The following is a 21603-nucleotide window of genomic DNA, read 5'->3' as shown; positions in this document are numbered from 1 at the left end:
GGGCATACCTTTCAGACGGCCTGAAGCCTTTGGGCTTTATTGTTCTTTACCACAGCAGGTTTTGTATTTTTTACCGCTGCCGCAAGTGCAGGGATCGTTTCTGCCGACTTTGGCGGTTTTGTTGCGTATGGTTTTCGGTTTGTTTTTAATGCTGCGCCAATAGTAATAAATGTCGAGCAATACATGCGGCAGCTCGGATTCGAGCTGGGTGAGTTCCTTATCGGTAAGATGGAGCAAAACTTCGCCGTTGTCGTCTTCATCATAGATGCCGCCCAAGGCCATGATGGGATAAAACAAATCTTCAAACTCTTCATTGTTCACGGCCTCAAACCAATCGGTAGGCACCACATCCAAAGCATAAAGATAGGCATTGCACCAAGTATGGAAATCGGGGTTTTCGGCTTCGTCGTCATACAGCCACAAATCGGGCAGCATTTTTTCTTCGAGCTTGGTGTGCATATCCATCACCAAAGCGAGAACCAGCGATTCGATTTCTTTTTGCTCGTTGGGCGTGAACAGGTTTTCGTCGCCCATCACTTCGGGCAGCCATTCGCCCGTATTGAGTGCGTCCGGGCCGGTGAGCAGCGCCATCATATAGGCCTGCACCTCGTCGCAGCGCATGGTGGCATGGGTTTCTGCTTTTGTATCAAGCAGTTCGGAAAGTCTTTGGCGGGAAGCTTCATCAAACATGGTGGTTCCTTGTGCAGCGCGGCATGAGGCCGTCTGAAATAATAGAATAATCGATAAGCGGTTATCGGGCAGAATATAATCTTTGGCGCATCTGTTCAAACAAACATACGGTTGCCGCCATAGCAACGTTCAATGATTCGGTTTGCCCGAGCATGGGAATTTTGACGCAACCGTGCACATGCCCGAGCATTTCGTGGCTGACACCGCTGCCTTCGTTACCGAACACCCACGCGGCAGGCTCACCCAAACGCATTTCATAAAGATTATGGTTGTTGGTTTCAGAAAGTGCGGTCGCCCAAATATTGCCGCCGATGTAGCGGCGGCTCCACCCGGGCAAATCGGCGCGGTCATAAATATTCAGCAAAAAATGCGCGCCCATGCCGGCACGCAATACTTTCGGCGCCCATACGTCGGCGCAATCGCGGCTCAACACCAATTGTTTGACACCGGCTGCCGCCGTGCTGCGCATGATGGTGCCGACATTGCCGGGGTCTTGCACACGCTCCAGCACCACGCAATCGCCCTCGGTAGGTAAGGCCGTCTGAAACGGGATATCAATCAACGTCATCAAGTCTTCCGCTTCGGTAAGGCCGGTGATTTTAGACAAAATGCCTTGTGATACCCATGTAAGCGCATCGGGCGGCAGGGTTTGCACGGCTGCGCGGATTTCCGGCAGGTCTTTTTTGACTTCGGGAATATAAACCTGCAAAGGCTGCCCGCCGCTGTCTAAATAGGCTTGCAGAAGATGCACGCCTTCCAGCACCGTTTGCCCGTGCAGGCGGCGGAATTTGGCTTGGCCAAGCAGTTTCGATAGATGTTTCAGCTGTTCGTTTCGTGCAGAAGTAATCAGTTTCATGGGCGGCATTATAATGTTTTTCAGACGGCCTTGCTGCAATGATAGGGCCGTCTGAAAGGGCGGTTTGCTTTTATGTATCAAGCAAAGCTGTTACACCGGCAATGCAAGCAGCGATTCGAGAACCAAAAAATTTGAGAAGAAAAAACTTACTTGATTTCACCGCAACTTTATCTGTTAGAAAATGGTAATATCCGTTTGCTTGAACGCCAATAAACCATGTCCTGCTTTATGTAAGAATATATAGAGGAATTTTCAATGACCAAACAAATTGCCATATTGCCCGGCGACGGCATCGGCCCCGAAATCATCGCCCAAGCCGTGCGCGTGTTAGACAAATTGATTTCAGACGGCCTCGATGTCCAGTATCAATACGCCCCTCTCGGTGGCGCCGCTTACGACGAATACGGCCACCCTTACCCCGAATTCACTCAAAAACTCTGCCGCGAAGCCGATGCCGTATTGCTCGGTGCCGTCGGCGGCCCCCAATACGACAATCTCGACCGCCCGCTCCGCCCCGAGCGCGGTTTGCTGGCCATCCGCAAAGATTTAAACCTGTTTGCCAACCTGCGCCCCGCCATCCTGTATAAAGAATTGGCCAATGCTTCCACGCTCAAACCCGAAGTGGTTGCGGGCTTGGATATTCTGATTGTGCGCGAACTCACCGGCGACATTTATTTCGGCGAACCGCGCGGCATCCGCACGCTGGAAAACGGCGAGCGTGAAGGTTTCAACACCATGAAATACAGCGAAAGCGAAATCCGCCGCATCGCCAAAGTGTCGTTTGAAGCCGCACAAAAACGCAATAAAAAGCTGTGCTCGGTCGATAAAGCCAACGTGCTGGAAACCACCGAACTGTGGAAAGAAATCTTCACCGAAACCGCTAAAGATTACCCTGACGTAGAACTTTCGCACATGTATGTTGACAACGCCGCCATGCAGCTTGTGCGCGCCCCGAAACAGTTCGACGTCATCGCTACCGGCAATATTTTCGGCGACATTTTGAGCGATCAGGCTTCAATGCTGACCGGCTCCATCGGTATGCTGCCTTCGGCTTCATTGAACGAAACCGGCAAAGGTTTATATGAACCTTCGCACGGCTCCGCACCCGATATCGCAGGCCAAAACAAGGCCAATCCGCTGGCTACGATTTTATCGCTGGCTATGCTCGTGCGTTACAGCCTGAATGACGAAACACGGGCGAAACAAATCGAACAAGCCGTGCAAAAGGTATTGGAGCAGGGATACCGCACCGGCGATATTTTCGAAGAAGGCACGAAACTCGTTTCTTGCTCTGAAATGGGTGATGCCGTTCTGGCTGCGCTATAAAAGCCCGAACAGCTTGAAGTAAAAAAATAATCTAAGGCCGTCTGAACCGTTTTACAGGTTTTCAGACGGCCTGAGACTTTTGTAAAACCGGCAGATGGTGCGAAGTTTTCAGATTGAGACCTTTGCCCCCGGATGTGGATGCAGTTTAAGGCGCAGCAGCACAGCGAATGCAGACATATCACACGATAGGCAAACAAGCGGGCAGCGCACAACGCAGAAATGCGCCGCAGATGGGGGGGGGTTGGCAAAGGTCTCTGGCCGTCTGAAAACTCAAGCCTAGAGATAAGGTATTGCGGCTGCTTAAGATAATTTTTTAACGTGGTTATTGATAAGATAAAACTTCCACTTCGTCACCCGCTTTTACCACGCCTGCGCTCACTGCAATCAAGTGCACGCCGAATATGGCTTTTCGTGCAACGGCCAAGGTGCTGAGCGGCTCTTGAAACGGGTCTTTCTTAGCCGTTTTTAAATCCACCGTTGTCATCACGCAGCGGGTACACGGCTTCAGGTATTCAAATTCCACTTCTCCGATGCGGATGCGCCGCCACTTTTCTTCTTCGTAGGCTTCGGAGCCTGCCACCACGAAGTTGGCACGGAAACGCTCCATTTCCACAGGCGTATCAAGCATTGCATTAAGGTTGTCGAGCGAAGCGGTATTGGTCAGCATAAACGGAGCGCTGTCGGCAAAAGAAAGCGGCGTTTGTGCAGCAGCCAACACCCGCTTGCTCTGCTTGCCCAGCCAATACAGGCGGGCATCGGTGCCGAGTTTTTCAGAAAGCCATGCGTCTGTTTCTGCGCTGCCGTAATAGGCAGAAAAATGATCTTTCCACACTGTTACATCGGCAGGAACAGCCGTTTCACCGGTGGAAACGCTACGCTTGCTGCCGTCTGGGGCTGTTAAAGTCAGCACATCGCCGGCCACATCGGTTTTCCACAACAGCATCTGCGGAAATTTGCGCGCGGTGATAAAACCGCCTTGCGGTGTGGCCACCAGCCATTCGCGGTCATGCAGAAGACCGGCGGCGACAACCGCGCTTTGCTCCAGCCTATTTCCGCCCATTGATTTCACAGGGTAACGGGTAATTGAAGTCAGCTTCATTTCAGACGGCCTTTTCCGAGTTTACGCACCGAACCATACCGCACACACAACACCCGCCGCCACTGCCAATGCTGCCAGCAATTTGCCTGCCCCGGCAAACTTGATTACCGGCAGCTTGCCTTCAAGATATTTGTAGCCGGTGATCATAGGGGTAATCAGGTTGTGTTTTTTAACGAATTTATAAATGAAAATGGTGGCCACATGCACGGCGATCAGTGCCAACAGGTAATTGAAAAATTGAACGTGCAGGGTATGGATCAGGCTGCCGGTATCTTCGCTCACCCATCCGTTTAAGAAGCCGTTATTAACAAAAGCATTGTTGTCCGGCGCAAACAAGCCGGTGATAACTTGAAACGATACCGCTCCCAACAGCGCCAACACCATCAGCGCACCCAGCGGATTATGGCCGGGCTGTTCGTTTTCGGTGATTTCGCCTTTGAGATAACGTTTAATCTGTGCCGGGCCGCGTACAAAACTGCCGAAACGGGCGGTGTCGCTACCCCAGATGCCCCAACACAGGCGGAACACAATCAGCCCCAATATCAATAAGCCTACACGCAAATGCCATACCATCAGGTTGCCGCCGGTTTCGGCGCTGTACCACATAAATGCAATCGCGATGACCAAAGTCCAATGAAAAAGCCGCGTGGGAACATCCCAAACTTTCAATTTCTGCTTCATAAAATTCTTTCGTTCTTATATGATGGTTTGTGCCGTTTCAGACGGCCTCGATGCCGTCTGAACACCTGCTATTGTAATAGATTTACACAAAGGCATCATGATGTTCGTAAACCATTATACCAGCGGCTGCCTGCCTGCCCAGATTGAAGCCGCCGCGCAGTTTCCGCAAGTGTTCGCCCCGCGCGACCCGCAAAGCCACAAAGGTACCCACGGCACCTTGGCCGTTATCGGCGGTGCATCGGGCATGAGCGGAGCGGTTATTCTTGCCGCCACCGCCGCCATTTACAGCGGCTGCGGTAAAGTTTGGGCAGGATTCAACCAAGCCGCCCTGCCCTTGCCGGTTATTCCCGAACGCCCCGAAATCATGCTTTCCACCGGCAATGCACTCCAAAAACGCAGCGACATTCATGCTTGGGTTATGGGATGCGGCATGGACGTCTGCCCCGAAGCCCTTGCCTTACTGCATACGCGGCTTACCGCTCCCGACCGCTCAACCCCGCTGCTGCTCGATGCCGACGCCGTTACCCTGCTTTCCCGCCACGCCGATCTAACCGCTTTGGCGCGCGACTACCCCACACTCGTACTGACGCCCCACCCCGCCGAAGCCGCCCGCCTGCTGAATACCGCCACCGCCGATATACAGTCAAACCGCCAAGCAGCAGTAACCGAGATCAGCCGTATATTTAATGCCTACACCGTGCTCAAAGGCCGTCATAGTTTAGTATGCAGCCCGAACGGCAGCCTCTATACCAACCTCAGCGGCAATGCGGGCTTGGCTACGGCAGGCAGCGGCGACGTGCTCAGCGGCATCATCGGCAGCCTGCTGGCTCAAGGCATAGACACCGAACAGGCCGTGCGCGGCGGTGTGTGGCTGCACGGAGCCGCTGCCGATGTATTGAAAGATTCCGAAATCGGCGAAACCGGCATGTTGGCCGGCGAAATCGCCCCCGCTGCCCGTTGGCTGCGCAATCAGATTATTGCCGCTCAAAAATAATCCCGACACTTCAAACTTTGGCAATGCCTGTTTTCAACAATCTGCCTTTTCAGACGGCCTCGACATGCCCTAAACGCTACAGGCCGTCTGAAAGTATTTGCCAACGATATCCATTCATCTTTTCATATTCAGCCCGCGGCAGCGGCCTGAACTTCAAACATCCTGAGACCTTTGCACCCCCCCCCATCTGCGGCGCATTTCTGCGTTGTGCGCTGCTCGCTCGTTTGCCTATCTATATGATATGTCTGCACTCGCTGTGCTGCTACGCCTTGAACTGCATCCACATCTGGGGGGTTTGCAAAGGTCTCATCCTTATTAATTACGCTGACCATTTTTAACCCCAAGCATCATATTTTATACACTTTGCAAGGGTAATATACATACAGCCTGACCCGTGTTGCCCGTTTGCCGCAACACAACAATCAGTTCATTCCGCGCAATCTTTATAAGGATTTAATAATATGAAAACGAAAGCCGCTTTACTCCTTTTACCCTTGTTGGCCGGAGGCTGCATCTACATCGAACCGCCCATCGGCTTTCCCGATCTCAACAACGATACCCGTGCCGACAAGCCCGCACCGGAACGTAAAACCTATCCCCGTTATCCGTATCCTTCCGAAGATTCCAGAGAAGCCCGCACACACCTTATCCGCAGCGCAGACGGCAAATGCGTCGATCACAGCCGTTCCGGCTACAAAGGCATGATTACCTACCCGTGCCACGGCGAGCCTAACCAACAATTTACCCTTTCCCGCAACCGCATCATGGTAGAAGGCCAGTGCCTCGACATTGCCGGCGGCAGAACGGAAGACGGCACGCCCGTAATTGCCTACGCCTGCCACGGCGGTAAAAACCAGCAGTGGTATCGCGACGGACGCACCATCCGCAGCGCGCTCAACGGAAAATGTTTGGATGCGGGCAAGCACGGCAATCAAATCCGTATGTACCGCTGCGACGGCAGTATCGGCCAACGCTTCAACTTTTCCCACTATTAATCCGCCCTTTCCATACAACCATGCCTGCCGGATACTATTACGGCAGGCATGGTTTTGTGGCCAATAGACTTCATTTCCTCTATGGCGTTGCCGTGCCGTAATAAAAGTTAATTTGAAACCTTTGCAAAACCCCCATCTGCGGCGCATTTCTGCGTTGTGCGCTGCTCGCTCGTTTGCCTATCTATATGATATGTCTGCACTCGCTGTGCTGCTACGCCTTGAACTGCATCCGCATCTGGGGGTTTTGCAAAGGTCTCAAATTTGACTGACTGTATTGAAGCTTGTGGAAAAACTGTTTCCGATGTTTTGTATTTATCTGTCGATACCAATCACCCGGATTAAAAATTTTTGCCTTATAGCAGTTTTCCAGCCGTCAAAATTTAACTAAAATCTGTTTTTTATAGCTGATTGATGAAAATAACCGCCATGGGTTTCAAACTGACACCGATTGATGTTGTAGATGACATCAGCCGCGAAGACTTCCGCCGTCATTACCTTAAACCGCGCCGCCCCCTCGTGATTAAAAACATGAGCAAACAATGGCCGGCATACGAAAAATGGTCGTTGGATTACATGAAAGAAGTGATCGGTGACATTACCGTACCGCTTTACGACAGCAGCAAAGCCGACCCGGCCGCACCAATTAATGCCGCCAGCACAGAAATGAAGTTTGGCGACTATATCGACTTAATCAAACGCGAACCTACCGATTTGCGTATTTTCCTGTTCGACCCTATCAAGCACGCACCTTCCCTGCTCAACGATTATGTGTTTCCCAAAGATCTGATGGGCGGCTTTTTGGATAAATACCCAACCATGTTTTTCGGCGGAATCGGCTCCGAAACCTTTCTGCATTACGACATAGACATGGCGCACATCTTCCACACCCATTTCGGCCGTAAGCACATTATTCTGTTCGATTACAAATGGAAAGAAAGGCTTTACCGCATCCCCTACGCAACTTATGCCTTGGAAGATTACAGCGTAGAAAACCCCGATACCGACCGCTTTCCCGCATTGGAAGGCGTCGAAGGTATCGAATGCCATCTTGAACACGGCGATACTCTGTTTATGCCGACCGGCTGGTGGCATTGGATGAAATATCTCGACGGTTCATTCTCTCTTTCCCTGCGCGCATGGGACGAAAGTTTGGCAGTCAAGGCACACAGCATCTGGAACCTGACGGTACAACGTAAATTCGACAACATGATGAAAGCACGTTACCGCCAACGCTATATGCACTGGAAAGAAAAATTGGCCGTTCAACGGGCCAATAAAGCACTGGCACGGGGAATGCCGCGATAAACCGGCGGCAATAGATATGCCTACATAAGCAAATAAAACCAGACCCTTGCCCCCGAATGTGATCGCGGCTCAAGCACATAATCAATCAACTTATTTTTAATGCAAGGCCGCAGGCAAAGGTTTCTCAAAGGCATCGAAATATCGGTTTTCAAAATAAACATAAGGCGGGTGTTCAAACCCGCCTTATTTTTGATACAGCATTCAACAATCTAACTGCCTAAAGTCCGTTACGCTCCGAAAGAACCCATAACCAAATAAACCGTATAAGCAATATAAACCAACAACAAACCCAAACCAACCATACGGTTCAGACGGCCTTTCAACAACCACGACAATCCGAATACAGCTACGGTTAAGGCAGACATGATGGCTACATCGCGGTTCAGCACTTCAGGCCCCGGCTGCATGGGTGCAACCACGGCGGCCAAACCGACAACGGCCAATGTATTGAACAAATTAGAACCGATCACATTACCCATAGCGATATCGTGCTGACCTTTGCGTGCGGCAATCACGGAAGAAGCCAATTCGGGCAAGGAAGTGCCTACCGCCACCACGGTCAAACCGATTACCAAATCGGATACACCGAAATTCTGGGCAATAGTTACGGCACCCCACACCAGCAAGCGCGAACTCAGCACCAGCACAATCAAGCCCAAAACCAGCACGATCAAAGCCTTACGCAACGACATGCGGCTCTCTTCGTTTTCAAACTCGGTGGCAATATCTTCCACAATGTTGTCACCGCCTTTCAAGGCTTTCATTACGGTAGGCAAAAACGACGCCATCAATGCCGCTATCAATATCACACCGTCCCAACGCGACAAGTCGCCGTCCAGCAGCAAAACAACCGTCAGTGCCGTTACAGCCAACAACACCGGAAACTCGCGCGCAATGATGCCCCGTTGCACGAAAATCGGGCTGATTAAAGCGGTTACACCGAGAATCAAAGCAATATTGGTGATATTGGAGCCATAGGCATTGCCCAAAGCAATACCGGAGTTCCCCTGCATAGAAGACAATAGGGAAACCACCATTTCCGGCGCAGACGTACCGAAGCCCACAATCACCATACCGATAAACAGTGGCGACATACCGAAATGGCGTGCGGTTTCCGCCGCACCTTCGATAAAGCGGTCGGCACTCATCGTTAACAATATCAAACCGAAAATCAAACCCAAACAGGCCAATAACATTATTTTGTCCTAAATATAAAAAAGCGCGTATTTTACCTGAAGTAACGGCGGTGTTTATTTAAATTCGGCATCACTCTGCAACAGGCCGTCTGAAAATAAAGGTTTCAGCATCTATTGCGGCCTAGCCTTGCTATTTGCTGTGCTGTTTCTTCACGCTCACTTTGTTTTTCTTTTTAAAACGGCTTTTTTCTTCTTTACGCCCTTCCCGCTTCTCGATGCGGTTGCTCAAAGCCACCCGACGCAAAGGTTTTTTCTTGGGCTTGTCTTCCGCTTCCTGATACGGGTTTTCGGAAACATTGTATTGGATACGCAACGGCGTACCCTGAAGATTAAATGCCTTGCGGAAAGTTTGGGTCAGATAACGGGTGTAGCTGTCTGAAATAGCATGCAGGGCATTGCCGTGTACCACAATCACGGGCGGATTCATGCCGCCTTGGTGGGCGTAACGCATTTTCGGACGTACCAAACCTGCGCGCGGCGGTGCTTGACGCTCAACCGCCGATTGAAGCACACGGGTAATTTTGGGCGTAGGCATTTTAATCATCGCCGCATTATAGGCGGCCTGAATGCTGTCGAACAAACCGTCGATGCCGCGCTCTTTCAACGCGGAAATATAATGGAATTTGGCAAAATCCAAAAAATACAGTTTGCGGGCGATATCGCGTTTAACCTGTTCGCGACGTTCTTCGCTGATGCCGTCCCATTTGTTGACAGCCACAACCAAGGCTCTGCCTGCCTCTAAAGCAAAACCGGCAATGGTTGCATCTTGATCGGCGATGTCTTGTTGGGCATCCAGCACCAACACCGCTACATTGGCGGCTTCTACCGCCTGCATGGCTTTGATAACCGAAAATTTCTCAACGGCCTCTTCAACCTTGCCGCGACGGCGTACACCTGCCGTGTCGATAATGGTAAAAGGTTTGCCGTTACGTTCGAAATCAATGTGGATACTGTCGCGGGTTGTGCCGGCCATATCAAACGCAATCACACGTTCTTCACCTAAAATGGCGTTAACCAAAGTGGATTTCCCCACATTGGGGCGGCCGATTACGGCGAACACGGGGTGCTTGGGTTGTTCTTCATCTTCCTCGGCATCAGGAAAATATCCAAGAATTTCTTCCATCAAATCATACACACCGTCGCCATGCGAACCGGAAATCACATACGGCTCACCCAAAGCCAACTCGTAAAATTCGGCAGCCAATACCGCACGGTTGCTGCCTTCGCCCTTATTAACGGCTAAATAAACGGGGCGCGGGCTTTGACGCAAACGGTCTGCAATAATCTTGTCCTGCGGCGTCAAACCGGTGCGTCCGTCGACCAAAAACACAACGGCATCCGCTTCATCAATGGCTTGCAAAGTGTGCTTGGCCATTTCATGCAGAATGCCGCTGTCGACTACCGGCTCAAAACCACCGGTATCGATCACCAAATAAGGCTTACCGCCAACCTTGCCGTGACCGTAGTGGCGGTCGCGGGTCAAACCGGGCAAATCGGCTACCAAAGCATCTTTGGTGCGGGTGAGGCGGTTAAATAAAGTAGATTTGCCTACATTCGGGCGGCCGACAAGGGCAATTGTGGGTTTCATAGTGATGCTTTCTTCAGCCGTTGTTTTCAGACGGCCTTAAATATCTTATTTGACTGAATATCTTAAAAAAATGCGTATTGGAACATGTGAGGGTTCATATTTTGAAACAGACAAGGGCTTGCCAAGCAATATGCCTGACAAGCCTCATCTTTCAGACGGCCTTATCTCAACTGATCGGCTTTAAATTGCACGGCATCTCTGTTAGGTGAATCTTTTGCCAGCTTTGCCAAAGCTTGATCGTACATCTGTACCGCTTCTTTGTTTTTACCCTGAGCGGCATATACATCGCCTTTGGTTTCGGTTATCAGGGATTCGAAAGCAGAATCCACAGAAGTATTCAAGGTGGCCAGGGCTTCATCATATTTACCCTGCTGCAACTGCACAACGGCCAAACGTTGAACTGCCAATGCCTGTACAGGAGCGGATGTTTGGTGTTTCAACACCCAATTCAGATGGCCTGCCGCAACATCGTAATTGCCTTTGTCGAATTCCAAAGACGCTGCCATCAGAGTGGCTTGGGCTGCCGCCAAACTATCGCTGTAATTTTGCTGTAAATTCTGCAAATCGGCTTGTGTTTCTTTGATGTCGGCCCCCGCTTCGGTTTTCTCGGCAATTTTTACCAAAATACCCGCTGCTTCTTGACGCTTATCCAACTTGTGTCCTTGGTACATGATATAACCAAGGTAAGCCAACGCAGCAATCACTAAGCCGCCAAAAAGCCAACGCCCCCAACTTCTCCAAAAATATTTGAAATTTTCAAGTTCTTCTTGTTCCTGGATGTGTCCTGCCATTTAACTGTTCTTCCATCGTTGTAAAGTGGTTGCCAACAAAGCAGCATCAATCGTTATTTGCTCGTGCTTGCCCTGCATGTCTTTAAGGGTAACGGTGCCGTCTGAAAGTTCGTTTTGAGCCACAATAAGTGCAAAACGGGCACCGCTGCCGTCTGCTTTCTTCATTTGCGCTTTCAAACTTTGGCTGCCTGAATGTTGCAATACGTCAAATCCTTCCGCTCTCAGCAATTGGGCATATTTCATAACCTGCAAATCGGCACCTTCGCCTTGATGCATAGCGTAAACGTCGGCTGCGGTTTGACAGCTCAATGACCCATACTCATGCACCAACAGCAGCAAACGCTCAATCCCCATACCGAAACCGATGGAAGGTGCGGGCTTGCCGCCCAACTCTTCGATCAATCCGTCATAACGTCCGCCGCCGCATACGGTTGCTTGGGCACCGAGCTTGTCGGTAGTCCATTCAAAAACCGTTTGATTGTAATAATCCAAGCCTCTAACCAAGCGCGGATTTTCAATATATGCAATACCTAAGCCGTCCAACATCGCTTTCAACCGTTCATAATGAACGCGCGACTCTTCGCCCAAATATTCCGTCAAACGAGGGGCGGCATTGCAAATATCCTGCAAATCGGGGTTTTTACTGTCTAAAACACGCAAGGGATTGGTGTGCATACGGCGCTTGCTGTCTTCATCAAGCTTTTCTTCATGACTGCTTAAATAAGCAACCAAAGCATCACGGTGTGCGGCACGTTCTTCACGGTTTCCCAAACAGTTAAGCTCAAGGTTTACATATTCGCTTATGCCCAATTCTTGCCACAATGCTGCCGACATTGCGATAATTTCGGCATCCACGTCAGGGCCTGCAAACCCCAAGGCCTCGATTCCGACTTGGTGAAACTGCCGGTAGCGCCCTTTTTGCGGCCGCTCCCTACGGAACATAGGCCCCATATACCACAGCTTCTGCGGGCCGTTGTAAAGCAAATTATGCTCGACAACCGCACGCAGGCAAGATGCCGTACCTTCAGGGCGTAAAGTAAGGCTCAGCTTATCGTTGGAGTCTGAAAAAGTGTACATTTCTTTGCCGACCACATCGGTTTCTTCCCCGATTGAACGCACAAACAAACTGGTTTGTTCCACAATCGGTGTACGGATGTGCTGATAGCCGAAACGTCTTGCCCACCGTGCCACGGTTTCTTCAAATGCCTGCCATAAAGGAGCAGTCAGTTGGAAATCTTTCTGCTCTACCGGCAATAAATCATTCATGCCTTTAACGGCTTGGATTTTTTGTCCCATATATCGATAGTCTATTATTGTTATCTGTATTGTTTATTTTGAAACCTTGGCGAAACTCCCGTTTGCGGTGCTCTGCCTTGTGCACTGCTATGCTTTGAACTGCATCCGCATCCGGAGTTTTTGAAAGGTTTTATTTTGTATTTAGTTATTTTTCAGACGGCCCCAAACCTCAGGCCGTCTGAAATTATTCAAATGACTCCGCCGTTGGTAAACTGGCGCAGCATACTGAAAGTCAAATTAACGAACTGCTTGTATTTGTCGGACTCGGCAATGCTTTCTTTATCCAAATCAATCGAAACCAATACACCGTTTTTATTACCGTACAGCATAATATTTTCAACTTCCCATTGCGGTTGCCTAGCGGCCAAACCGGTCGGCACGATAAAAGCCTGAACCATTTCCCCCGAAGGAAGGTTCTGTAAAATCACACTTTTTTTAACATTATCCAACAACTCGGCACTTACAAACTGAAAAGGATTAACAGCCATATCGCTTACACCCTGATAGGTGTAAATAAACACTTGGTGCTCCACTTGCGGGTTATTAATCAGATACAGTCTTAGAAGTAGTTCGCGCAAGTCTGCCATGATCATTTGCCTTACTATTAAAATTTGGGTAACCGCTCTATGCCGATCTCAAACAAGAAAATAACGGAAACCGATTATACGGAACGGATAGGAATAATCCGGCTTTCATTTCGCTTTTTTCCGCCCTCTCCGTAATTGGTTTCCACATAATCCTGCACAATAGCTAAAAACTCTGCCGCCATGTTATCGCCTTTGAGCGTTACTTTACGCTCGCCGTCAACATATACGGGAGCAACAGGTGTTTCGCCCGTTCCCGGCAAACTGATGCCGATATCAGCCAATTTGCTTTCTCCCGGGCCGTTAACCACACATCCCATTACCGCCACGTTTAATGACTCCACTCCGGGATATTGTGTCCGCCATACTGCCATCTGATCACGCAAATAATGCTGGATATCTCTGGCCAGCTCTTGAAATACGGTACTGGTTGTGCGCCCGCAGCCCGGACAAGCCGTTACCATAGGCGTGAAGGAGCGCAAACCCATAGTTTGAAGAATCTCTTGCGCAACCACAACTTCTTGAGTACGCGGGCTGCCCGGTTCGGGGGTCAAAGAAATGCGAATCGTATCGCCGATACCCTCCTGCAGCAATACGGACAACGCAGCCGTAGATGCCACAATGCCTTTACTTCCCATACCGGCTTCAGTCAAACCCAAATGCAGAGGATAGCGGCAGCTGTCTCCCAATTTGCGGTAAACCTGAATCAAATCCTGTACTGCACTTACTTTGCACGACAATATGATTTTGTTTTCAGGCAAACCCAAATCCACTGCTTTTTGAGCAGATTCCAATGCCGAAACAATCAAAGCCTCTTTCATCACCGTCTCGGGCGGTTGCGGAGCCGACGATGCCAAGTTCGCATCCATCATACGCTTGGCGAGGCTTTGATCCAACGATCCCCAATTCACACCGATACGCACCGCTTTGTCGTGTTCGGCAGCCGTGCGGATCATATAGGCAAATTTTTCATCGCCCTTCGCACCTTTACCCACATTACCCGGATTGATACGGTATTTTGATAAAGCTTTGGCGCAATCCGGAAACTCTTGCAACAAACGTTCACCGTTGAAATGAAAATCGCCTACCAAAGGCGTTTGACAGCCCATATCGTTCAGACGGCTTCTGATTTCTGCAACTTTAGAAGCAGCTTCCGGGCTGTTAACCGTAATCCGCACCATTTCAGAACCGGCATCACTCAGTTCCTTCACCTGCAAAGCGGTACCGGCGGCATCGGCGGTGTCCGTATTGGTCATAGACTGCACCACCACCGGCGCATCGGAACCAACGGTTAAGTGATCAATTTTAACTTGATGGGTTTCTCTTCGTTTGATAGGGGAATTGCTCATTACTGTCCCGCGGTAAATGATGAAGTCGTTTTACCGACCATATGCTTACGAACGGCGATTTCCTGACCACCGTAATTCACAGTTGCACCGGGTGCATAACCGATCCAAACATTATAAGGTGCCCCGCCTTTAAAACGGTGTTCGCTTCCGGCAGGCACAATTTCATTAATCACAAATTGGTCGCTCTTATCTTTGATAACCAATTTAGAGCGATAATAAACTTTAACCAAAAGCTCATCTGCGGCAACAGGAGTTACACCACTCGCGCCGGCAACAATATCTTGAGAAGCACCTGACGCAACCGAAACGTTTGTTTGAGCACCGACAGAATCCGAAGCTGCCGTCACAACCGCACCCGAAGCAGTAGAAACCGGGTTGAGAATAGCAGAAGCAACCGCATCACTGCCCATAGAAACCACAGAAACATTATCCGCATTCAAACCGTTCGTTGGAGTACTGCTTAATTCGGGCGGAACAATAGTGTCGTTTTGTTTAGCATATTCTGTTTGTGATTTACTTTGCCAAACATAAACGCCCCCGCCGATTAAAGCCAATAATGCGACACCCAAAATCCATTTAGGAAATGTTTTGGCTATTTCGGTTTGCTGATAGTTTAACGATGAACTGCCGTTTCTTTCCACAGCATAAACATTACTGCGGCTTTGAGGCATAATCCGATCCAGATAGGCGGAAACCTCTTGCTCGTCCAAGCCTAGAAAACGCGCATAAGTACGCAGAAAACCGCGCACAAACACCAATTCGGGCATACCTTCGTAATTTCCGCTTTCCAAGCCTTCAATTTGGCGCGCAGACAACTTCAAGCGCTCGGCAACTTCACCGATAGAAAAACCTTTCTGCTCCCTGGCCTGACGCAATTTCATTCCTAATTCTGCAGCAACACTATTTGCAGAATATTGTTCGGTATTTTGATTATCAGTCATTACAAACGTCCTGTTGTAATTGTTTGCAGTTCTTCGGAATACGGATAATTTGCCCTTAATTGTGCTTCATATTCATAAGCAGCCTGAATATCCCCCAAGTTTTTGTATATTTTCCAGCCCAATAACAAATCATCTGCAGCAAGCATATCCACCTTACTTTGATACTGACGGAAATAATAATCCGCATCGCTGAGATTGCCGGCAAGCATTTTTGTCCGCGCCATCTCTTTCAACACAGGGAAAAATTGGGGAGCCGCCGCTAAAGCACGTTCGAAATAAGCTTCCGATAGAGAATACTGCCCCATTTTTGCACTGCATATACCCTTGTTTAAATTGGCAATATGTGGAGAAGGATAAGTAGGATCTGCCAAAGCCTTATCAAAATAAGCTATTGACTCGTTGGGGCGGTTTTGAATACTGCACAAAAACCAACCGTAGTTGTTATTGATTTCGGCACTCGCCGGCTTAATAGATAAAGCTTTTTGGAAACTTTCCTCCGCCTTATCCCTAACCTTCAAATATTGATAAATTTGGGCACGTATCAACCAAGCATTTTCATTTTTGGCATCGGCAGCCAATGCTTCGTCAATACTGGCAACTGCTTGACGGTAATCTTGGCCGCGCATATATTCCAACGCCAATTGCGTTTTGATATTGGACACTTGATGGGCTCTCTCGCGCGCACTAGGCTGCTTAACACCGCTTCCGGCGCATGCCCCCAACCCCAACATCAACACACAAACCAAACCGGTTTTGAATTTCATATCAGCCCCTTTGTTCCAACATAACCTGTTGCCATTTCTGTTGCCTGCGCGTTTTGTCTTTCACCTGCCCGGCAAGCTGGCCGCAGGCTGCATCAATATCATCGCCGCGGGTTTTCCTAACTGTTACTACGAACCCCGCCTGTTGCAAAATATCTCTGAATACTTGGATATTGGCATTGGTTGAGCGGTTGTAACCCGAATTAGGAAACGAATTGAAAGGAATCAAATTAAACTTACAGGGCACATCACGCACAAGCTGAATCAGCTCTCTTGCGTGTTGAGCCTGATCATTCACACCGTCAAGCATAACGTATTCGAAAGTTACAAAATCCCTTGGCGCTTTTTCCAAATAACGTCGGCATGCCGCCATCAGCTCTTTTAGCGGATATTTTTTATTCAATGGCACAATCTGATCACGAACCGCGTCGTTGGAAGCATGCAAGGAAACGGCCAAAGCTACCGGCATAACTTCTTTCAACCTGTCCATTTGAGGAATCATACCCGAAGTAGAAACAGTAACGCGCCGCCGGGATAAACCGTAACCATGATCATCGAGCATGATATTCAATGCAGTTACCACATTATCAAAATTTGCCAAAGGCTCGCCCATGCCCATCATAACCACATTGGAAATAATGCGCTCGTTTTTAGGCGTTACTCCCAGTGCTTTGTTCGCCCACCATAATTGACCGATAATTTCTGCGGCAGTCAAATTACGATTAAACCCTTGGCGCCCAGTTGAACAGAATGTACATTCCAATGCACATCCGATTTGAGACGAAATACATAGTGTTCCGCGCTCCGACTCAGGAATAAAAACGGTTTCTACACCGTTTCCAGTTCCCACATCCAGCAACCATTTACGGGTGCCGTCTGAAGACTCTTGAGCAGTCATCAACTTCGGCACTTCCACAACGGCATTTTCATTTAGCTTTGCACGCAAAGATTTAGCCAAGTCGGTCATCTCATCAAAATCAGAAGCACCTGATTGATGTATCCAACGCATAACTTGCTTGGCTCGGAAAGGTTTTTCACCCATCTGAGCAAAGTATTGGGTTAAACCGTTTAAATCAAAATTCAGCAGATTGGTTTTCATGTTCATCATTTAAGCTTTTAAATGAAAGCTTTTTAATATATATCCAGCTTAATATTTATAAAGCTGCCATTTAAAAACCTTCAGGCCGTCTGAAACATCAGACAGCCCGAAGCACAACAGATATACGTTTAACGGGCGCAGATTTCGCTTTCGCTAAAGAAATAAGCAATCTCTTTAGCAGCATTTTCCAAACTATCCGAACCGTGAACTGCATTCGCATCGATAGATTCTGCAAAATCAGCACGAATCGTACCTGCCGCCGCTTCTTTCGGATTGGTCGCTCCCATCAACTCACGGTTTTTAGCTACTGCATTTTCACCTTCCAAAACCTGAATCATTACAGGGCCGCTGGTCATAAAAGAAACCAAATCGCCAAAAAAAGGACGCTCTTTGTGAACAGCATAGAAATCTTGAGCCTCTTTTGTACTCAGATGTTTCATTTTAGCTGCCACAACGCGCAAGCCGTTATTTTCGAAGCGGCTGTAAATCTGACCGATAACATCTTTAGCTACCGCGTCAGGCTTGATGATAGAAATAGTGCGTTCAATAGCCATGAAAAAGTTCCTTTACGTTTATTATTAACTGAAAACAATAAGCTGGGCACGTATTTTATCAAACTCCGCCCCTATTTAGGTTAAACATCAGTATTTTTTTTGTTTTTAACACCTAAAGTCAAATGAGGTTGTGCCAAATATTCTTCCGACTGCATTTCTACCATTCTGCTGACTGTGCGGACAAACTCATGCGCAAAATCGCCCTGCACATAAATTTCTTCTGCCGGCACTTTACTTGTTGCACAAAATTTAACCCGAAAATCATATAGCACATCTATCAGCCACGTTAAACGGCGTGCTTCTGCCTTTTCACTTTCATTCAGCTTTTCAATACCCGACACAAACACCATTTCATAATTTTCCGCCAAATAGAGATAATCCGCTTGGGAACGCGGACCAAAACACAACATGCGAAAATCAAACCAGATTGCCTTATCATCATGCGCATTACAGATTAATTCTCGGCCGTGTATGATAATTGGTTCGGGAGATTTGGTTTTACCGTGTGTAACTTGCGCAAACAAAGCTGCAAGTTTTTCCTCATTTTCCGGGCTGTCGGGCACATAAAAAACTTCGGCCGGCTTTAAAGTACGCAAACGGTAATCTTCACCTCCATCCACATTCAAAACGGTCAGTTTATTTTCAATCAGCGCAATGGTCGGTAAAAAACTGCTTCGATTTTGCCCTTGAGGATATAACTCCGAAGGTGCATAGTTAGACGTTGCAACCAACACCACCCCATTTTCGAACAGATTTTCTAACAACCTGCCCAAAATCATTGCATCTGCAATATCACTTACATGAAATTCATCAAAACACAATACCCGTGTTTCTTTAGCAATCTCGGCCGCAACAGCTTTTAAAGGGTTAGCCTCGCTTTTCAGGGTTTTCATGCGCTTATGAACTTCTGCCATAAACGCATGAAAATGCACACGCCGTTTGCGCCGGTAAGGCAAACAGCCATAGAACACATCCATAAGGAAGCTTTTCCCCCTGCCAACCCCTCCGTAGAAATACAAACCTTTAGGCAATTGCGGAGAGCGCAAACTGCGCCCCAAAAAACGGTTACGCTTACGCTTGAACATCATCAACTCCGTCCACAAACGGTCGAGATATTCGATTGCCTTAGCCTGCGCCTCGTCGCGGATAAATGCCGGTTGCTCAGAAGCCGCTTGATACCAAGTAAGTGGGCTGTGGTTGCTGAAATCAGGTGCTACAAACCGATTTTCTTTGTTAGTCATCATTGTTATGTAGAGCAAATAAACAGGTTTGCCCATTATAAATGATTTCAGACGGCCTCCAAGTGTTTATTATTAAAAGCCTGATTGGGTTTGCTTAAATTAAGAGGCGAAAATAAATCAAACACAAAAATTAAATTAGACAGAAAAAGAAAAACGCTGCATTTCTGCAGCGTTTGTTTACATTGCTTATTTGTCTGACATCGCTTGATCGACGCGTTCGCGCAATTCTTTACCCGGTTTGAAGTGGGGTACGAATTTTTCAGGTACTTCCACACGTTCGCCGGTTTTAGGATTGCGTCCGATACGCGCGGGGCGACGGTTAAGATCGAAACTGCCGAAACCACGGATTTCAATGCGTTGGCCTTTTGCCAGTGAGCGGGTCATTGTATCTACCAAAACCTTTACACTATACTCTACATCTTTGGCCACCAATTGAGTGCCGTTTTTTTCAGCAAAAACTTCTGCCAAACGCACCATTAATTCAGACTTGGTCATGCCTGTATTACTCCTGATCGCCGGACAACTTGGCTTTTAGCAAATCACCCAAGCTGGTGGTGCCTGCGCTTGCAGTTGAAGCAGCATTAACTGAATTCAAAGCATCGCGGCTTTCTTTGGCATCTTTGGCTTTAACAGACAATTTGATGCTGCGGTTTTTGCGATCTACCGTAGAAACAACAGCTTCCACTTCTTCGCCTTCTTTCAATACGTTACGCAGATCTTCCACGCGCTCGCTAGACCACTCGGACGCAGGCAGATATGCTTCAACATCATCAGACAGGGCGATAACCGCGCCTTTGGCATCTACTGATTTAGCAGTACCTTTTACCAAAGAACCTTTGTCGTTTACGCTGATGAAGTTACCGAAGGGATCGCCTTCTAATTGTTTGATGCCCAAGGAGATACGCTCTTTTTCAACATCAATCGCCAATACAACGGCTTCCACTTCTTCGCCTTTTTTGTATTTGCGTACGGCTTCTTCGCCTGCTTCAGTCCAAGACAGATCAGACAAGTGAACCAATCCGTCGATGCCGCCGGGCAAGCCGACGAATACGCCGAAGTCGGTAATCGATTTAACCGCACCGGATAATTTGTCGCCTTTGTTGTGGTTGGCGGCAAACTCTTCCCACGGATTGGCTTGACACTGTTTCATGCCCAAGCTGATGCGACGGCGGTCTTCGTCGATTTCCAGAATCATCACTTCTACTTCGTCGCCCAGCTGAACAACTTTGCTCGGGTGAACGTTTTTGTTGGTCCAATCCATTTCGGAAACGTGTACCAAACCTTCGATGCCTTGTTCGATTTCTACGAATGCACCGTAGTCGGTCAGGTTGGATACTTTACCGAACAGACGGGTGCCTTGCGGATAGCGGCGGGTCAGGCCGTTCCAAGGATCTTCGCCCAGTTGTTTCATACCCAAAGACACGCGTTGTTTGTCTTGGTCGAATTTCAATACTTTAGCTTCAACTTCTTGGCCTACTTCCAACACTTCGCTCGGGTGTTTCACACGGCGCCATGCCAAGTCGGTGATGTGTAACAGGCCGTCGATACCGCCCAAGTCAACGAATGCACCGTAGTCGGTAATGTTTTTAACGATACCTTTAACCACTGAGCCTTCTTGCAGGTTTTCCAGCAGTGCTTTGCGCTCTTCGCCCAAAGTCACTTCCAGAACGGCACGGCGTGATACCACTACGTTGTTGCGTTTTTTGTCGAGTTTGATCACTTTGAATTCTACTTCTTTGCCTTCAAAGTGTGAGGTGTCTTTTACGGGACGTACGTCAACCAGCGAACCGGGCAGGAAGGCGCGGATGCTGTTGATCATAACGGTTAAACCGCCTTTTACTTTGCCGTTGATTACGCCGGACAGGATGTCGCCGTTTTCCATGGCTTCTTCCAAAGCAATCCAATCGGCGGCACGTTTGGCTTTTTCGCGCGACAGTTTGGTTTCGCCGAAACCGTTTTCAACTGATTCGATGGTTACGGTAACGAAATCGCCAACTTTTACTTCAATCTCGCCCTGTGCGTTTTTAAATTCGCTCACGTCGATCAGAGACTCTGATTTCAAACCGGCATTTACGGTAACGAAGTTGTTGTCGATTGCCACTACTTCAGCGGTAATCACTTCACCGGGATTCATCTCTTGAAGGGTAAAGCTTTCTTCCAACAGCTGGGCAAAATTTTCCATAGTCATATATTACTCTTTTCAATACACCGCCAAGGGGTGCGGGGTTGGTTTGCAAAAAGCTTGATGCCCTTGGCA

23 protein-coding genes are annotated in these 21603 nt (G+C 48.6%); 6 read left to right on the top strand and 17 right to left on the bottom strand.

Annotation, left to right across the window (positions count from 1 at the left end; all coding sequences use genetic code 11):
* Positions 1-36 precede the first annotated feature (36 nt).
* The gene (locus tag LVJ88_RS04945) at positions 37-690 is read right to left on the bottom strand and encodes a YecA family protein (RefSeq protein WP_085355484.1); all 654 of its coding nucleotides are present in this window, start codon (positions 688-690) and stop codon (positions 37-39) included.
* Positions 691-751: 61 nt separating this feature from the next.
* Positions 752-1546 carry a TrmH family RNA methyltransferase gene (locus LVJ88_RS04940; protein WP_085418106.1) on the bottom strand — a complete coding sequence of 265 codons (795 nt, stop codon included), beginning with the start codon at positions 1544-1546 and terminating at the stop codon, positions 752-754.
* 255 nt (positions 1547-1801) lie between these two features.
* Between LVJ88_RS04940 and leuB the strand changes: the two genes are divergently transcribed.
* Positions 1802-2872, top strand: a complete 1071-nt coding sequence (gene leuB, locus LVJ88_RS04935) for a 3-isopropylmalate dehydrogenase (RefSeq protein ID WP_244694186.1) — start codon at positions 1802-1804, stop codon at positions 2870-2872.
* Between the two features lie 322 nt (positions 2873-3194).
* Here the strand turns inward: leuB and LVJ88_RS04930 are convergent, their stop codons facing one another.
* Positions 3195-3971, bottom strand: coding sequence for an MOSC domain-containing protein (locus tag LVJ88_RS04930; RefSeq protein WP_085418087.1), 777 nt, complete (start codon positions 3969-3971; stop codon positions 3195-3197).
* Positions 3972-3992: 21 nt separating this feature from the next.
* A complete protein-coding gene (locus LVJ88_RS04925; protein ID WP_085418088.1) occupies positions 3993-4652 on the bottom strand; it encodes a cytochrome b/b6 domain-containing protein in 660 nt (219 codons plus the stop codon).
* A 97-nt stretch (positions 4653-4749) separates the two neighbouring features.
* On the opposite strand from LVJ88_RS04925, the gene LVJ88_RS04920 reads away from it, so the two are divergent.
* The 5 genes from LVJ88_RS04920 (at position 4750) to LVJ88_RS04900 (ending at position 7946) form a co-directional block, all read left to right on the top strand.
* The gene (locus tag LVJ88_RS04920; protein WP_085418089.1) at positions 4750-5646 is read left to right on the top strand and encodes an NAD(P)H-hydrate dehydratase; all 897 of its coding nucleotides are present in this window, start codon (positions 4750-4752) and stop codon (positions 5644-5646) included.
* Positions 5647-5833: 187 nt separating this feature from the next.
* A complete protein-coding gene (locus LVJ88_RS04915) occupies positions 5834-5965 on the top strand; it encodes a lipoprotein signal peptidase (protein WP_085418090.1) in 132 nt (43 codons plus the stop codon).
* A gap of 142 nt (positions 5966-6107) precedes the next feature.
* Positions 6108-6641, top strand: coding sequence for a ricin-type beta-trefoil lectin domain protein (locus tag LVJ88_RS04910; RefSeq protein WP_085418091.1), 534 nt, complete (start codon positions 6108-6110; stop codon positions 6639-6641).
* 100 nt (positions 6642-6741) lie between these two features.
* Positions 6742-6906 carry a lipoprotein signal peptidase gene (locus LVJ88_RS04905; protein ID WP_233127531.1) on the top strand — a complete coding sequence of 55 codons (165 nt, stop codon included), beginning with the start codon at positions 6742-6744 and terminating at the stop codon, positions 6904-6906.
* 146 nt (positions 6907-7052) lie between these two features.
* Complete coding sequence (locus LVJ88_RS04900) at positions 7053-7946, top strand: cupin-like domain-containing protein (RefSeq protein ID WP_231718072.1); 894 nt, start codon at positions 7053-7055, stop codon at positions 7944-7946.
* A 227-nt stretch (positions 7947-8173) separates the two neighbouring features.
* Here the strand turns inward: LVJ88_RS04900 and LVJ88_RS04895 are convergent, their stop codons facing one another.
* The 13 genes from LVJ88_RS04895 to rpsA form a co-directional block, all read right to left on the bottom strand.
* A complete protein-coding gene (locus LVJ88_RS04895) occupies positions 8174-9142 on the bottom strand; it encodes a calcium/sodium antiporter (RefSeq protein ID WP_085358785.1) in 969 nt (322 codons plus the stop codon).
* A 130-nt stretch (positions 9143-9272) separates the two neighbouring features.
* A complete protein-coding gene (gene der, locus LVJ88_RS04890) occupies positions 9273-10730 on the bottom strand; it encodes a ribosome biogenesis GTPase Der (RefSeq protein ID WP_054598645.1) in 1458 nt (485 codons plus the stop codon).
* Positions 10731-10891: 161 nt separating this feature from the next.
* On the bottom strand, positions 10892-11521 hold the full coding sequence (locus LVJ88_RS04885) for a YfgM family protein (RefSeq protein WP_085418092.1): 630 nt from the start codon (positions 11519-11521) through the stop codon (positions 10892-10894).
* On the bottom strand, positions 11522-12817 hold the full coding sequence (gene hisS, locus LVJ88_RS04880) for a histidine--tRNA ligase (RefSeq protein ID WP_054598643.1): 1296 nt from the start codon (positions 12815-12817) through the stop codon (positions 11522-11524).
* Positions 12818-13005: 188 nt separating this feature from the next.
* Positions 13006-13404 (bottom strand): hypothetical protein, encoded by a 399-nt coding sequence (locus LVJ88_RS04875; RefSeq protein ID WP_332888951.1) that lies wholly within the window; start codon positions 13402-13404, stop codon positions 13006-13008.
* A gap of 74 nt (positions 13405-13478) precedes the next feature.
* Entirely contained in the window at positions 13479-14750 is a 1272-nt protein-coding gene (gene ispG, locus LVJ88_RS04870) for a flavodoxin-dependent (E)-4-hydroxy-3-methylbut-2-enyl-diphosphate synthase (protein WP_085418093.1), read from the bottom strand.
* Positions 14750-15691 (bottom strand): RodZ domain-containing protein, encoded by a 942-nt coding sequence (locus LVJ88_RS04865; RefSeq protein ID WP_085418094.1) that lies wholly within the window; start codon positions 15689-15691, stop codon positions 14750-14752. The genes ispG and LVJ88_RS04865 overlap by 1 nt, the downstream gene beginning before the upstream one ends.
* Positions 15691-16455, bottom strand: a complete 765-nt coding sequence (pilW, locus tag LVJ88_RS04860; RefSeq protein ID WP_085358773.1) for a type IV pilus biogenesis/stability protein PilW — start codon at positions 16453-16455, stop codon at positions 15691-15693. Before pilW ends, LVJ88_RS04865 begins: the two co-directional genes overlap by 1 nt.
* Position 16456: 1 nt before the next feature.
* Positions 16457-17551 (bottom strand): dual-specificity RNA methyltransferase RlmN, encoded by a 1095-nt coding sequence (gene rlmN, locus LVJ88_RS04855; protein ID WP_054598694.1) that lies wholly within the window; start codon positions 17549-17551, stop codon positions 16457-16459.
* Positions 17552-17679: 128 nt separating this feature from the next.
* Positions 17680-18105 carry a nucleoside-diphosphate kinase gene (gene ndk, locus LVJ88_RS04850; RefSeq protein ID WP_085418095.1) on the bottom strand — a complete coding sequence of 142 codons (426 nt, stop codon included), beginning with the start codon at positions 18103-18105 and terminating at the stop codon, positions 17680-17682.
* Positions 18106-18185: 80 nt separating this feature from the next.
* The gene (gene zapE, locus LVJ88_RS04845; RefSeq protein WP_085418108.1) at positions 18186-19346 is read right to left on the bottom strand and encodes a cell division protein ZapE; all 1161 of its coding nucleotides are present in this window, start codon (positions 19344-19346) and stop codon (positions 18186-18188) included.
* 186 nt (positions 19347-19532) lie between these two features.
* Positions 19533-19841 (bottom strand): integration host factor subunit beta, encoded by a 309-nt coding sequence (locus LVJ88_RS04840; protein WP_054598636.1) that lies wholly within the window; start codon positions 19839-19841, stop codon positions 19533-19535.
* Between the two features lie 7 nt (positions 19842-19848).
* Positions 19849-21534, bottom strand: a complete 1686-nt coding sequence (gene rpsA / locus LVJ88_RS04835; protein ID WP_085355500.1) for a 30S ribosomal protein S1 — start codon at positions 21532-21534, stop codon at positions 19849-19851.
* Positions 21535-21603 lie beyond the last annotated feature (69 nt).

Source organism: Neisseria dumasiana, assembly GCF_022870885.1.
GTDB classification, from domain to species: Bacteria; Pseudomonadota; Gammaproteobacteria; order Burkholderiales; family Neisseriaceae; genus Neisseria; species Neisseria dumasiana.
Note: the sequence above shows the minus strand (reverse complement) of the source record. Positions and strands in the feature narration are given on the sequence as shown.